This is a genomic window from Azospirillum lipoferum, assembly GCF_024170005.1.
Classification (GTDB): domain Bacteria; phylum Pseudomonadota; class Alphaproteobacteria; order Azospirillales; family Azospirillaceae; genus Azospirillum; species Azospirillum lipoferum.
This window is the reverse complement of the sequence record NZ_JALJXJ010000002.1, coordinates 557,896-571,712: the sequence shown is the minus strand read 5'-3', so window position 1 is coordinate 571,712 and position 13,817 is coordinate 557,896. Positions and strand designations below refer to the sequence as shown.

The 13,817-nt window shown below is 67.1% G+C and carries 10 protein-coding genes; 6 read left to right on the top strand and 4 right to left on the bottom strand.

Going from position 1 to position 13,817, the window contains the following annotated elements:
- Window positions 1-374 precede the first annotated feature (374 nt).
- The 4 genes from J2848_RS06555 (at window position 375) to guaB (ending at window position 5,114) form a co-directional block, all read left to right on the top strand.
- Window positions 375-1,598: an ABC transporter substrate-binding protein gene (locus J2848_RS06555; protein ID WP_149229927.1), complete on the top strand. Its 1,224-nt coding sequence runs from the start codon at window positions 375-377 to the stop codon at window positions 1,596-1,598.
- A 113-nt stretch (window positions 1,599-1,711) separates the two neighbouring features.
- On the top strand, window positions 1,712-2,734 hold the full coding sequence (locus tag J2848_RS06550) for a Ppx/GppA phosphatase family protein (RefSeq protein ID WP_149229928.1): 1,023 nt from the start codon (window positions 1,712-1,714) through the stop codon (window positions 2,732-2,734).
- Window positions 2,735-2,795: 61 nt separating this feature from the next.
- Entirely contained in the window at window positions 2,796-3,503 is a 708-nt protein-coding gene (locus J2848_RS06545; protein WP_149229929.1) for an RlmE family RNA methyltransferase, read from the top strand.
- A 132-nt stretch (window positions 3,504-3,635) separates the two neighbouring features.
- Entirely contained in the window at window positions 3,636-5,114 is a 1,479-nt protein-coding gene (guaB, locus tag J2848_RS06540; protein WP_149229930.1) for an IMP dehydrogenase, read from the top strand.
- Between the two features lie 42 nt (window positions 5,115-5,156).
- Here guaB and J2848_RS06535 read toward each other — a convergent pair whose 3' ends face one another.
- Complete coding sequence (locus J2848_RS06535; protein ID WP_149229931.1) at window positions 5,157-5,681, bottom strand: hypothetical protein; 525 nt, start codon at window positions 5,679-5,681, stop codon at window positions 5,157-5,159.
- A gap of 149 nt (window positions 5,682-5,830) precedes the next feature.
- Here J2848_RS06535 and ligA point away from each other — a divergent pair, with 149 nt between their 5' ends.
- The gene (gene ligA, locus J2848_RS06530; RefSeq protein ID WP_149229932.1) at window positions 5,831-8,197 is read left to right on the top strand and encodes an NAD-dependent DNA ligase LigA; all 2,367 of its coding nucleotides are present in this window, start codon (window positions 5,831-5,833) and stop codon (window positions 8,195-8,197) included.
- Between the two features lie 212 nt (window positions 8,198-8,409).
- A complete protein-coding gene (locus J2848_RS06525; protein WP_149229933.1) occupies window positions 8,410-8,829 on the top strand; it encodes a bacteriohemerythrin in 420 nt (139 codons plus the stop codon).
- A gap of 244 nt (window positions 8,830-9,073) precedes the next feature.
- Here the strand turns inward: J2848_RS06525 and lpxC are convergent, their stop codons facing one another.
- The 3 genes from lpxC to ftsA form a co-directional block, all read right to left on the bottom strand.
- A complete protein-coding gene (gene lpxC, locus J2848_RS06520; RefSeq protein WP_149229934.1) occupies window positions 9,074-10,009 on the bottom strand; it encodes a UDP-3-O-acyl-N-acetylglucosamine deacetylase in 936 nt (311 codons plus the stop codon).
- A 417-nt stretch (window positions 10,010-10,426) separates the two neighbouring features.
- A complete protein-coding gene (gene ftsZ / locus J2848_RS06515) occupies window positions 10,427-12,376 on the bottom strand; it encodes a cell division protein FtsZ (RefSeq protein ID WP_149229935.1) in 1,950 nt (649 codons plus the stop codon).
- 121 nt (window positions 12,377-12,497) lie between these two features.
- Entirely contained in the window at window positions 12,498-13,772 is a 1,275-nt protein-coding gene (gene ftsA / locus J2848_RS06510) for a cell division protein FtsA (RefSeq protein ID WP_098741034.1), read from the bottom strand.
- Window positions 13,773-13,817: the final 45 nt, after the last annotated feature.

Genomic DNA, 13,817 nt, shown 5'->3' with positions numbered 1-13,817 from the left:
AACAGTAGAGACCGATACCAGGGAGGGTGAGTAAGATCATGACTCCACCGGCGCTTACCTGATTATGCCGATCTGCTCGGCTGATATAACTGAGGTTTCAGTTTCGAATTCTTTCGCCTGATTGGCGACTTCATCCGGGCCGTAGATGCCCGCTGCGAAAGCCCTCGCCCTATCTCGGAGCGAGGGCTTTTGTTTTGCCCGGAGTTTTACCCCTTTCCCGGGGCAGGGTGAGCAAAGCTCCCAGCAATACGTTTCAAACGATACTGTTTGCGTATGAAATCAAACCCCGCTATCCACGGATTGGAATGGTGTGGCAGGACGCCGCAGTTCGGCGCACGCACCCGTCGCACAAAAACGAGGATGGGGAGGATCGCATGGGTCGGTTGCCTGGGGGCCAGTTTCTGAAACCGCTCGCACTTGCGACGCTGCTTGCGACGACGGCGCTTTCCGTTCAGGCCCAAACCGCCAAGCCGGTGAGAATCGGCGTGCTGGCGGACGAGGCCGGATTCGCGTCGGACATCGGCGGCAAGGGCGCCGTGCTAGCCACCCGGATGGCGGTGGAGGATTTCGGCGGCAGCTTGCTCGGCCGGCCGGTTGAGGTGCTCTCCGCCGACATGCAGAACAAGCCGGACGTGGCGTCGAACATCGTCCGCAGCTGGTTCGACGTCGACGGCGTCGACATGGTGACCGACATCCCGGTCTCCTCCGTGGCGCTGGCGGTGCAAGCTGTCGCGCGCGAGAAGAAGAAGGTGCTGATGATCAGCGCCGCGACGACGACCGAACTGACCAACGCCCAATGCTCGCCCTACAGCATCCATTGGGCTGACGACACCGCGTCGCTGGCGGTCGGCACGACCAAGGCGGTGGTGCAGTCGGGCGGCACCAGTTGGTACTTCATCACCGCCGATTTCGCCTTCGGTTCGGCGATGGAGAAGGCGGCGACCGAGGCGATCAAGCAGGCTGGCGGCACCGTGGTCGGCGGCGTGCGCCACCCGATGGGCACCAGCGACTTCGGCTCCTACCTGCTGAGCGCCCAGGGCAGCGGCGCCAAGGTGGTCGCGCTCGCCAATGTCGGCGCGGAGACCATCGGCACCATCAAGCAGGCCGGTGAGTTCGGCCTGACCCAGTCCGGCCAGCGGCTGGTCGGCTACATCGTCTTCATCACCGACATCCACTCGCTGGGTCTCGATCTCGCCAAGGGGCTGTATGTCACCAGCGGCTTCTATTGGGACCGCAACGACCGGACGCGGGCCTGGGCCAAGCGCTTCTTCGAACGCCACGGCAAGATGCCGACCAAGGAGCAGGCCAACACCTATCTCGCCACCCTGCATTGGCTGAAGGGTGTCAGAGCGGCCGGCACGACCGACGCCGAGGCGGTAACCGCCGCGATGAAGGCGATGCCGACCGACTATTTCGGCACCCCCGGCAGCATCCGCAAGGACGGCCGCGTGCTGTACGACCTTGAGCTGTACCAGGTGAAGACGCCTGCGGAGAGCAAGGCGCCATGGGACTATTACAAGCAGGTCCGCAGCATTCCGGCGTCGGAAGCCTTCCTGCCGATCGAGACCAGCACCTGCCCGTTCGTCAAAGCCCAGTGATTGGCGCAGATGTGACCTGCGGGCGGCCCCCGGCGGAATCCGGGTCGAGAGGGGTTCCCGCCGGACCGCGATCCGGGTTACACTCCGCTCTTTAGGTGCTGCGGGGACGGTACGTGGATCTACAGGTGCAAAGCGAGCGGCAGAACGACACCGGACGGTTGCGTTCGTCGGCGCTGGTGCGCCCGGTCTTCGCCGCGCTGGACCTTGGCACCAACAACTGCCGCCTGCTGATCGCCAAGTCGGCACCCGGTGGCTTCCGGGTCATCGATGCCTTTTCCCGCATCGTCCGCCTGGGCGAGGGCTTGAGCCGCAACGACCATCTGTCGGAGCCCGCGATGGAACGCACCATTGCGGCTCTGCGTGTCTGCGGCTCCAAGATCGAGCGCCGCGGCTGTACCGCCGTGCGTGCCGTCGGGACCGAGGCTTGCCGCCGCGCCACCAACAGCGCCGCCTTCGTCGAAGCGGTGGAGCGCGAGACCGGCATCCCGCTGGAAATCATCTCCAGCCAGGAGGAGGGGCGGCTGGCGCTGGCTGGCTGCGCCGCCCTGTTGGAGCCGACCCACCCCTATGCCATCGTCTTCGACATCGGCGGCGGATCGACCGAACTGATGTGGTTGCAGGTGGAGAAGGGCAGGGCGCCGCGCCTGCTCGACCAGACCTCCATCCGTTGCGGCGTCATCGGCCTGACCGAGGAATATGGCGGCCCCAACGTCACCCGTGCCAACTATACCCAGATGGTGGAGGCGGTGGCCGACGCCATCGCCCCGTTCGAGGCGCGCAACCGTATCCAGAGCCGCATCGCCGCCGGCAAGGTGCAGATGCTCGGCACCTCCGGTACGGTGACGACACTGGCCGGCGTCCATCTGGGGCTGTGCCGCTACGACCGGCGGGCGGTGGACGGCAGCTATCTGCGGGTGGACCATGCCCGCGCGGTGATCGACCACCTGGTCGCCCAGGATTTCGACGGCCGCGCCCGCCATCCCTGCATCGGCCAGGACCGTGCCGATCTGGTGGTCGCCGGCTGCGCCGTCCTGGATGCGCTGTGCGACGTCTGGCCGGTGGAGCGGCTGCGCATCGCCGACCGGGGCTTGCGCGAAGGAATTCTGGTGGACCTGATCGGGGCCACCGGCGAATAGATGATCGGGCAGGGGGATGGATTCCCGCCTGCGCCGGATGACCGAGGAACTGTAAGCGATCATGACCGAAAAGACTCCGTCGACGCGCCCGGGCGGGCGCCGTGCCACGGTCCGTGTGAAGACCGCCGGCAAGCGTACGGAATCCTCCAAGCGCTGGCTGGAGCGCCACCTGAACGACCCCTATGTGGCCGAGGCGACTAAGCGCGGCTACCGTTCACGCGCGGCGTTCAAGCTCTTGCAGCTGGACGAGAAGTTCCGTCTGCTCGGTCCCGGCAAGCGCGTGGTCGATCTGGGTGCCGCCCCCGGTGGCTGGACGCAGATCGCGGTGGAGAAGGTGCAGACCGCGAAGGACGGCTGGAAGGTCGTCGGGCTGGACATCCTCCCCATGGACCCGGTCCCCGGCGCCACCACCATGCAGGCCGACTTCCTGGAAGAGGGCGCCGCCGACAAGCTGAAGGACGCGCTGGGCGGCCCGGCCGATCTGGTGCTGAGCGACATGGCCGCGCCAACCACCGGTCACCAGCAGACCGATCACCTCCGCATCATGGGTCTGGCCGAGGCCGCCTATGATTTCGCGGAAGAGGTGCTGGCCCCCGGCGGCGCCTTCGTCGCCAAGCTGTTCCAGGGCGGAGCGGAGCGGTCGCTGCTTGACCGGCTGCGGCGAGATTTCGCCCAGGTCAAGCATGCCAAGCCCCCGGCCAGCCGGGCTGAGTCGTCGGAGACCTACGTCGTCGCCACCGGCTTCCGCGGTGGCAACGTGAACGACTGAAAAATCCCACCCTCCCCGGGCGGGAGAGGGCTTCTCTTCGCACTTGCATAACAGATGCTGTGTGCGCACGGGTTCACAAGCCCATGGTCTTGTGTATAAGTGCGCCACGTTTATCTTCCGGGAGATTCACACATGGCGCGCGACACCAAAATCCGCGAGGCCCTGACCTTCGACGACGTTCTGCTGGTTCCGGCCGAAAGCTCGGTCCTGCCGAACGACGTGGACACCCGGACAAGATTGACGAAGACCATCGAGCTGGGCATCCCCCTGATGTCCTCGGCGATGGACACGGTGACGGAAAGCCGCCTCGCCATCGCCATGGCCCAGGCCGGCGGCATCGGCGTCGTCCACCGCAACCTGACCATCGAGCAGCAGGCCGAAGAGGTCCGTAAGGTCAAGCGGTTCGAGTCGGGCATGGTCGTCAACCCGATCACCATCACGCCGAACGCGACGCTGGCCGATGCATTGCAGCTGATGGCCGACTACCGCATTTCCGGCATTCCGGTGGTGGAAAGCCGCGACCAGCTCGGCAGCGGCAAGCTGGTCGGCATGCTGACCAACCGCGATGTCCGCTTCGCCACCGATCCCAAGCAGCCGGTCAGTGAACTGATGACCAAGGAGCTGGTGACGGTTCGCGAGGGCGTCAGCCAGGAGGAAGGCAAGCGCCTGCTCCACCAGCACCGGATCGAGAAGCTGCTGGTCGTCGACGAGGATTACCGCTGCATCGGCCTCGTCACCGTCAAGGACATCGAGAAGGCGCAGGCCTACCCGAACGCCTGCAAGGACAGCAAGGGCCGGCTGCGTGTCGCCGCCGCCACCGGCACCGGCAATGACGGTCTGGCCCGTGCGGAGGCTCTGTTCGACGCCGGCGTCGACGTGCTGGTGGTCGATACCGCCCACGGCCACTCCGCCAAGGTGCTGGAGCAGGTCCGCGCCGCCCGCGCCATGTCCAGCTACACCCAGGTCATCGCCGGCAACGTCGCCACCGCCGAAGCGGCCAGGGCGCTGATCGACGCCGGTGCGGATGCCGTCAAGGTCGGCATCGGTCCGGGTTCCATCTGCACCACCCGCATCATCGCCGGCGTCGGCGTGCCGCAGCTGACCGCGGTCATGGATGTGGTGGAGGAGTGCGAGAAGCACGGCATCCCGGTGATTGCCGACGGCGGCATCAAGTATTCGGGCGATCTGGCCAAGGCGATCGCCGGCGGCGCCAGCGTCGCCATGCTGGGCAGCCTGTTCGCCGGCACCGACGAGAGCCCGGGCGAGGTCATTCTGTTCCAGGGCCGCTCCTACAAGAGCTACCGTGGCATGGGTTCGGTCGGCGCCATGGCGCGCGGTTCGGCGGACCGTTACTTCCAGCAGGAGGTTTCGACCATGAAGCTGGTGCCGGAAGGCGTCGAAGGCCGTGTCCCCTACAAGGGCCCGGTGTCGGCGGTCATTCATCAGCTGGTCGGCGGCCTGCGTGCGGCCATGGGCTACACCGGCAGCGCCTCCATCGCCGAGATGCGCGAGAAGTGCCAGTTCGTCCGCATCACGAACGCGGGCCTGCGCGAGAGCCACGTCCACGACATCACCATCACCAACGAGTCGCCGAACTACCGGCAGGGCTGACAGGCATTGGGGGCGGTCGCCGGTTGACGGCCGCCCCGGCCTTTACACCCCCTCGGCCACCAGTTTCCAGGGCTGCCAGCCACCCAACCGCACACCGACGGCGAGGCTGGTGAAGGGAATCCGCAGTTCGATATCCCGCGGCTGGAAGAAGGTCAGCCGTTCCGGCTCACCGCGTTCGTCGAACTCCAGCCGGGCGCCCTTCGGTTCGGGCGCGTATTCGTCGCTCATCACCTGCCAGATTTCCAGGTCGGTGCCATGGTTGGTGATCTTGTACTGGCCGCAGCGCCAAGTCGCCGCTTCGCCGACGCTGCCCTCCACCACCTTCTTGTCGCCTTCCATCCGCACGTCGCCGACCCCGGCGGCCTCGCCCTTCATCGACGGTCCCTGCCGTTCGGCGCGAAAGCCCAGCCGCAGCCATGCCGATCGGCTGTGCGGGATCAGGCGCCGCACCGCACGCGCGTCGTCCGCCGCGAAATGGTCAGGGTCGTCATAGAGGATGCGGTCCAGCGCGGCGGCGATGACCATGCGGTCGTCAATGCGCAGGTCCGGTGCAGAGGCTTTGCTCATCAGGCCAGCGGACTCCGAAAGGTGTGCCCATAGTATATAGGGACTTACGCCGGCCGTCGCCCGATGCATCCCGACTCCCGAAACCGATCCTCAGGCGCTATCCTGCGCGGCCCTTCCTCGGAAGCCCCCGATTCGTCACGAGACGCGCCATGCAGGACCTGTTCGACACGCCACCCGATCCCCGCAGCATCGCCGTCGATGCCCTGACGCCGGAGCAGGCGGCGGCGGAGCTGTCGGCGTTGGCCGCCGAGATCGCCCACCATGACCGGCTCTATCATCAGCAGGACCAGCCGGAGATCTCCGACGCCGACTATGACGCGCTGGTCCGCCGCAACCTCGCCATCGAGACGCGCTTTCCCGACCTGCGCCGTGCCGATTCGCCCAGCCTGCGCGTTGGCGCTGCTCCGGCCGCCGGCTTCGGCAAGGTGCGCCATGCCATTCCGATGCTATCGCTGGGCAACGCCTTCGCATCCGAGGATGTCGCGGAGTTCGATGCCCGCGTCCGCCGTTTCCTTGGCCTGTCCGACGACGCGCCGCTGACCTTCGTGGCGGAGCCGAAGATCGACGGCCTGTCCTGCTCGCTGCGCTACGAGAAGGGCGAGCTGGTGCTGGCCGCCACCCGCGGCGATGGGGCGGAGGGCGAGAATGTCACCGCCAATGTCCGCACCATCCGCGACGTGCCGCACCGCCTGCCGGCCCCCTTCCCCGACGTGCTGGAGGTTCGCGGCGAGGTCTATATGAACCGCGACGACTTCCTGACAATGAACGCAGCGCGTGCCGAAAAGGGAGAGCCGCTTTTCGCCAACCCGCGCAATGCGGCGGCCGGCAGCCTGCGCCAGCTCGACTCCTCCATCACCGCGTCCCGGCCGCTCTGCTTCTTCGGCTATGCGCTGGGCGAGGTGTCCGAACCGATCGCCGACACCCAATGGGGCATCCGCGAACGGCTGAAGGGCTGGGGTTTCCAGCTGAACCGGCCGGCGGAGCTATGCGACGGCAAGGACAAGCTGCTGGCCTATTACGAGGGCATCGGCCGCCGGCGTGCTGGCCTGCCCTTCGACATCGACGGCGTCGTCTACAAGGTCGACAGCCTGGATCTTCAGCAGCGGCTGGGCTTCGTCAGCCGTGCGCCGCGCTGGGCCATCGCCCACAAATTCCCGGCCGAGCAGGCGCAGACCCGGCTGAAGGCGATCACCATCCAGGTCGGCCGCACCGGTGCACTGACCCCGGTGGCGGAGTTGGAGGACATCACCGTCGGCGGCGTCGTGGTCAGCCGTGCCACCCTCCACAATGAGGACGAGATCGCCCGCAAGGACATCCGCGTCGGCGACCTCGTGGTGGTGCAGCGCGCCGGCGATGTCATCCCGCAGGTGGTGGAGGTGGTGCTGTCCCAGCGCCCGGCCGACTCCGTCCCCTATGTGGCGCCGGAGACCTGTCCGGTCTGCGGCAGCCTCGCCATCCGCGAGGCCGGCGAGGTGGTGCGTCGCTGCACCGGCGGCCTGATCTGCGCCGCCCAGGCCAAGGAGCGGCTGCGCCATTTCGTTTCCCGCGACGCCTTCGACATCGAAGGGCTGGGCGAGAAGATCATCGAGGAGTTTTGGGACGAGGGCTTTATCAAGTCGCCGGTCGACATCTTCACCCTGGAGGGCCGGGTCGAGCTGATCGGCCGGCCGGGCTGGAAGGAGAAGTCGGTCCAGAACCTGTTCAAGGCGATCGAGCAGCGCCGCAGCGGCATCGACCTGCACCGGGTGATCTACGCGCTCGGTATCCGCCATGTCGGCGAGGTGACGGCCAAATCTCTGGCCCGCCAGTACAGGACGATGGGAGCTTGGGTCGACGGCATGCTGGCGGCGGAACAGGCGATGCCCGGTCGGGAATGGCGCGATCTGCACGCGTTGAGCGGTGTTGGCCCGGTCACCGCCGACACCATCCTCGCCTGGTTCGCCGATCCCGAGAGCGCGTCCAAGCTGGACTTCTATGCCGGCAACGACGCGCTGCGACTGGAGACCATCATCGGCTCGCTCGGCATCAAGCGGCTGAACACGCGCGCCGCCCAGGCGTTGGCCACCCGCTACTGTTCTCTCCCGGATTGGCGGGCAGCGATGGAGCGGGCGACCGGGCAGGCGCCGGGGCAGGCATGGCTCGATCTGGTCGCCACCCCCGATGTCGGCGAGGTGGCGGCCGAGGAACTGGCCGGCTTCTTCGCGGAGGAGCGTAACCTCGCCATCGTCCGCGGCCTGATGGAGCGGCTGACCGTGCTGGAGGCCGAGGTGCCGAAGGCCAGCAACTCCCCCGTCGCCGGCAAGACGGTGGTCTTCACCGGCACGCTGGAGCGGATGACCCGGTCGGAAGCGAAGGCCCGCGCCGAATCGCTGGGCGCCAAGGTCGCCGGTTCCGTCTCGGGCAAGACCGACTATCTGGTCGCCGGGGCCGATGCCGGCAGCAAGGCGGCAAAGGCCAGGGAGTTGGGCGTCGAGATCCTGACCGAGGATGAATGGCTGGCCAAGATCGGCGGCTGACCCGGACGGTCCGATTCCATATTCGCCAAAATGTCGCATCCACGTTCGCTGGGATTGACGGACGCGGACCGGGGGAGTGAGATCAGACAACGCTCATAGTCAGAAGCGAAACGATGCCAAGGCAGGCGGTCCAACCCGGATAAGGGGGCGGTGCCGACGGGTGGCCAACGCCCGCATCCGCCTGCCCGGCAGCCAACGAAGGGGGAAACGCCATGGAGCCAATTCAGTGGTCGCGCTGGATGAGCGTGGGCAACGACGCGCTGGACGAGGATCACCGCGTCCTGATCGCCATCGTCAACAAGCTGTATGACGAAGCCAACCGTCAGGACCCCGCGCTGATCGAAGCCATCCTGAGCGAACTGATCACCTACACCCGCCACCATTTCGCGGAGGAGGAGGCGCAGATGGAGCGGCTGAACTATCCGACCTTCGCCGCGCATAAGGCTCTGCATGACCGGTTGACCCGGCAGGTGGAAAACTACCGTGACGAGTTCCGTACCAATGGCGGCCGCATCAGCGGCGAAGAGGTGTTCCTGTTCTGCTCCGACTGGCTGGGCAAGCACATCCTGAAAGAGGACACCCGCTTCGGCGAATATGCCGGTACTGGGGCGGAGATGGCGGTGGTGGGATAGGGGAGGGAGGATGGCCCTCCTCCCGCTCGTCTAAAGCTTCATATAAAGAAAATTTCCTAAAATATTGAAGTAGCTCATAAAAACTTTAAACCATCCGAATTGGTGAATGGCGCCTGCTCCGAGAGGGGAGGGCGCTTTTTCTTTTGCGTGCCTAGCCGATCGGTAGGGGAGGGGAGTGCGTGCAAAGAAAAAGCCCTCCCCGGTGGGGGAGGGCAGGGCAAACCCAATCGAAAACTGGTGGCGATCAGGCAACCGCCAGTTGCTTCAGGCCGTGGTGCGCGACCGGCAACGACACCGCCGTCTCGTAGCGCCAGGCGCTGCGGTCGGCGAACAGCGCACGCAGCAGCTGGTTGTTCAGTGCATGGCCGGAGCGGACGCCGTGGAAGTGGCCGACGATCGGCGCACCGGCCAGATACAGGTCGCCGACGGCGTCCAGGATCTTGTGGCGTACGAACTCGTCCTTGAAGCGCAGGCCCTCGGCGTTCATCACCGTGTCGCCGGAGATGACCACCGCGTTGTCCAGCGAACCGCCGCGGGCGAGGCCCATCTTGCGCAGCCCTTCGACCTCATGCAGGAAGCCGAAGGTGCGGGCGCGGCTGATCTCGTCCTTGAAGCTGTCCGGATCGATCTCCAGGGCACGGGCCTGACGGGAGATGGCGGCGCTGTCGAAATCGATCTCGAAGCTGTAGCTGGTGGCGTCGTCCGGGGTGAAGGACGCGCTCTTGACACCGTCGCCGATGGCAACCGGCTTCAGGATGCGGATGAAGCGGCGGGGCGACTTCTGCACGGCGATGCCGGCCTGCTCGATGGCGGTGACGAAGGGGGCGGCGCTGCCATCCATGATCGGCACCTCGATGCCGTCCAGCGACACGATGGCGTTGTCGATGCCGCAGCCGGCCAGGGCCGACATCAGATGCTCGATCGTGCCGACGGTGGTGCCATGCTCGTTGCCGATCACGGTGCACAGGCGGGTGTCGACCACCGTGTCCCAGCGCGCCGGAATGACGGCGGCGGCCCCACGAAGATCGGTGCGCAGGAAGGTGATCCCGGAATTCGCATCGGCCGGCGAAATCGTCAGCGTGACGATGACGCCCGAATGCAGCCCGACGCCGGCGATGGTCACCGGCTTCTTCAGGGTCTGCTGGAACATGCCGTCCGCGTTGCTGCGATTGTTGGCCACGATGTCTTTTCCATCTTGGTCGTGAAGGAGTGGTTTCCAGCGATAGCGCGCCGCTTGATCTTTGAAGATCATCACGTCGGCAGCTTTCGCTTTCGACCATGCTGATAGGTAACACCCAGGCTCGGAAATCGGCAAATCACTCATTGTTACCGTTTGTTGCAGGGCAAAACTGGCTCGCCATGCAAGCAATCAGCGGTTTCCGCCAAATAACGGGGAATAAAAAATCCCCGGCGACGCACGAGGGCATCACCGGGGTCCGAAAGGTTCGGTCAGGTTGTGGAGCCGCCGGCACCGCGATTAGGAGGCTGCGGTGACGGCGGTTATCTCCGGCTTTCGCCGGGATCGGCCGGCCACCGTATCGGACACGGGGTCCGACACGGTGGCCAAGATCGGTTTAGGTCCGGACGGTCCGGCCGCTCAGTTGGCCTGACGGCGCAGGAAGGCCGGGATGTCCAGTTCCTCCTGCTCGCCGGGCTTGGCATCGGCCCGCGGGGCCGGCGCCTGCGGCTGCGGAGCGGCGGGATAGCCCGGCGCCTGCTGCGGAGCGGACTGCGGCGGATAGACCGGCTGCTGCTGCGGGGCCGCCGGATACTGGGGGTAGCCCTGTTGCGGGGCCTGCGGTTGCTGCGGATAGGCCGGCTGCTGCGGATAGCCCTGGGGAGCCGGCTGATACTGCTGCGGGGCCGGCTGCGGCTGGTAGGCCTGCGGTGCCGGCTGGGGAGCCGGCTGCGGCACCGGCGGGTGTGCCGGTTCGGACTTGCGGCCGAGGCCGGTCACCAGACCGAACAGGAAATTGCCCTTGCGGGCCGGCGCCGGTTCCGGCGCGGGGGCCGGGGCCGGGCCGACGGACAGGCCGCCGGGATGCTGCTGGCCGGGATGCTGCTGATGGCCCTGCGGAGCGGCATGGTGGTGGTGCGCCATCGGGGCCGGCTGCTGGTGCTGGGGCTGGTGCTGGGGCTGGTGCGGCTGCTGATGGCCCTGCATCTGCGGCGCCTGCGGGGCGTGCTGCTGGTTAACCGGCTGCTGCGGGGTTGACAGCGGCGCGGCGCCGACGGTCACCGGCTGGCGCGGACCGGCGTCGGCCGGCTTCGGCGCGAAGAAGTGGCCGCCCTGGTTTTCGCCATGCAGCGGGCCGGCGGCCGGCTTCGGCGCCTCGACATGCGGCTGGGCATGGTGGACCGGCTGCTGCTGCGCCGGGTCGTGCTGGATGGCGGCGGCGCCGGCGGTGACCGGCTGCGGGGTGCGCAGGCCCATGGCGGTGCTGGGGATGGGCGAGCCGGGGGCACCGGCCGGAGCGGCGGGGGCGCCGGTCAGGTTGCCGGGAGCGGCCGGCTTCTTCGTGCGGTCGCCGGGGACCAGCGACAGGTTGACCGGGTGAAGGGTGCGCGGGTTGCTCATCGCCGCGGCGTCGATGCCGGTGGCGACGACCGACACGCGCATCACGCCGTCCAGCGAGCTGTCGAAGGTCGAGCCGAAGATGATGTTGGCGTCGGGATCGACCTCGTCACGGACGCGGTTGGCGGCCTCGTCGACCTCGAACAGGGTCATGTCGTAGCCGCCGGTGATGTTGATGAGGACGCCACGGGCACCCTTCATCGATACGTCGTCCAGCAGCGGGTTGGAGATGGCGGCCTCGGCAGCCTCGATGGCGCGGCGCTCGCCGCCGGCCTCGCCGGTGCCCATCATCGCCTTGCCCATCTCGGTCATGACGGACCGGATGTCGGCGAAATCCAGGTTGATCAGGCCGGGCATCACCATCAGGTCGGTGACGCCGCGGACGCCGGAATGCAGAACGTCGTCGGCCATCTTGAAGGCGTCCGCGAAGGTCGTCTTCTCGTTGGCGATGCGGAACAGGTTCTGGTTCGGGATGATGATCAGGGTGTCGACATACTGCTGCAGTTCGGCGATGCCGCCTTCCGCCAGCCGCATGCGGTGACCGCCCTCGAAATGGAAGGGCTTGGTGACGACGCCGACGGTCAGGATGCCGCGCTCGCGGGCCGCGCGCGCGATGACCGGAGCGGCACCGGTGCCGGTGCCGCCGCCCATGCCGGCGGTGATGAACACCATGTTGGAGCCTTCGAGATACTGGACGATCTCGTCGATCTGCTCCTCGGCCGAGGCACGGCCGACATCCGGCTTGGAGCCGGCGCCCAGGCCGCGGGTGGTGCCGGTGCCGAGCTGGATGCGCTTCTCGCACAAGGAACCCTTCAGCGCCTGCGCGTCGGTGTTGCCGACGACGAAGTCCACGCCTTCCAGGTTCGACTTGATCATGTTGTTGACGGCGTTGCCGCCGGCGCCGCCGACGCCGAACACGGTGATGCGCGGCTTCAGCTCGGGCTCGATCTGGGGGATGGTCACGTTGATCATTCTGTGCAGGCCTCCACAACCTGTTTTCATTGGGTTTGATGTTTGATATGCCGCGACCGGCGCCCGGTTGTGTCCGGTGTCTGTCCGTTCGGGAATCGGTGAATGGCGGCTGACGGGATCATCAGAGATTCTCCCGCAGCCACAGGCCGACGCGGCCGAGGAGCCCGGTTGACGCGACCGCCTCTTGGCCGGTCACCATCAGCTCCGTCGGGTTGCGGACGGCATGTAGGAGCAGGCCCGCCACCGTCGAAAAGGCCGGACCGCCATGCGCCTCGTTGAGGCCGGCGATCCGGGTCGGACGGGCGATGCGGACCTGCTTGTCCAGGATGGGGGCGGCCATCTCGCGCGTGTTGGGCAGCTGGCTGGCGCCGCCGGTCAGCACGACACGGCGGCCGACCAGCTGGGAATGGCCGGACTGCTCAATGGCGCTACGCACCTCTTCGAAGATCTCTTCCATCCGCGCCTGGATGATGCTGACCAGGAAGGACCGCGGATGGCTGGCGGTGCCGCTGCCGCTGCGCTCGTCCTCACCGATCTGCGGCACCTCGATCATCTCACGCTCGTCGGCCGGGTTCACCCGGGCGCTGCCGTAGAGCACCTTCAGCCGCTCGGCATGGACCAGCGGCGTGGCCAGCCCGTGGGCGATGTCGTTGGTGACGTGCCGGCCGCCCAGGGGGACGAAGCCGGTCCAAACCAGATTGCCCTCGGCGAAGATCGAGATGGTGGTGCCGCCGCCGCCGATATCGACGCAGGCCGCCCCCATCTCCATCTCGTCCTCCACCAGACAGGCGAGGCCGGAGGCGAAGGGACTGACGACGATGGATTCGATGTTCAGGTGGCAACGGGCGATGCAGGCATGCAGCGTGCGGATGGCCCCGGCCGCCGCGGTGACGACATGCAGCTGGGCACCCAGCGTATGGCCGCTCATCCCCTTGGGATCGCGGATGCCGCGGCTGCCGTCCAGCGTGAAGCCCAGCGGGATGGTGTGGATCAGCGCCTGATCGGGGCCGGCCTGAAGGGTGCGGGCATGGGCCATGGCGCGGCGGATGTCGCCCTCCGTCACCTCCTGGCCGGAAACCGGGACGGTGGCGGTGAAGGCGTGGGAGCGCGGATGGCCCATCGACAGGTTGACGACGACGTCATGCACCGTCTCGCCGGCCATCTGTTCGGCGGCGTGAACGGCGGCGCCGATCGAGGTTTCCGCCGCCTCCATGTCGATGATGGTCCCGGCGCGGATGCCCGTGGCGATCTGGTGGCCGACGCCGATCACGCGGAGGGAGCCGGGCTCCTCCATCCGCGCGATGACGCAGCACACCTTCGTCGAGCCGACGTCCAGCGCCGTGACGATCCCGCCACGGGCCGGCCGCTTCGGCTTCTTGGCACCGTTGAATCCCATCCCGAACATGCCCCCCAAGACTTTCCCTCGACTCCTGTCCGCCGA

Bases quoted from the DNA above. Each gene is read 5' to 3' on its own strand.
- ftsZ (WP_149229935.1), bottom strand. From the start codon at position 12,376: ATGATCAACGTGACCATCCCCCAGATCGAGCCCGAGCTGAAGCCGCGC.
- J2848_RS06525 (WP_149229933.1), top strand. From the start codon at position 8,410: ATGGAGCCAATTCAGTGGTCGCGCTGGATGAGCGTGGGCAACGACGCG.
- J2848_RS06545 (WP_149229929.1), top strand. From the start codon at position 2,796: ATGACCGAAAAGACTCCGTCGACGCGCCCGGGCGGGCGCCGTGCCACG.
- J2848_RS06535 (WP_149229931.1), bottom strand. From the start codon at position 5,681: ATGAGCAAAGCCTCTGCACCGGACCTGCGCATTGACGACCGCATGGTC.
- ligA (WP_149229932.1), top strand. From the start codon at position 5,831: ATGCAGGACCTGTTCGACACGCCACCCGATCCCCGCAGCATCGCCGTC.
- ftsA (WP_098741034.1), bottom strand. From the start codon at position 13,772: ATGGGATTCAACGGTGCCAAGAAGCCGAAGCGGCCGGCCCGTGGCGGG.
- J2848_RS06555 (WP_149229927.1), top strand. From the start codon at position 375: ATGGGTCGGTTGCCTGGGGGCCAGTTTCTGAAACCGCTCGCACTTGCG.
- guaB (WP_149229930.1), top strand. From the start codon at position 3,636: ATGGCGCGCGACACCAAAATCCGCGAGGCCCTGACCTTCGACGACGTT.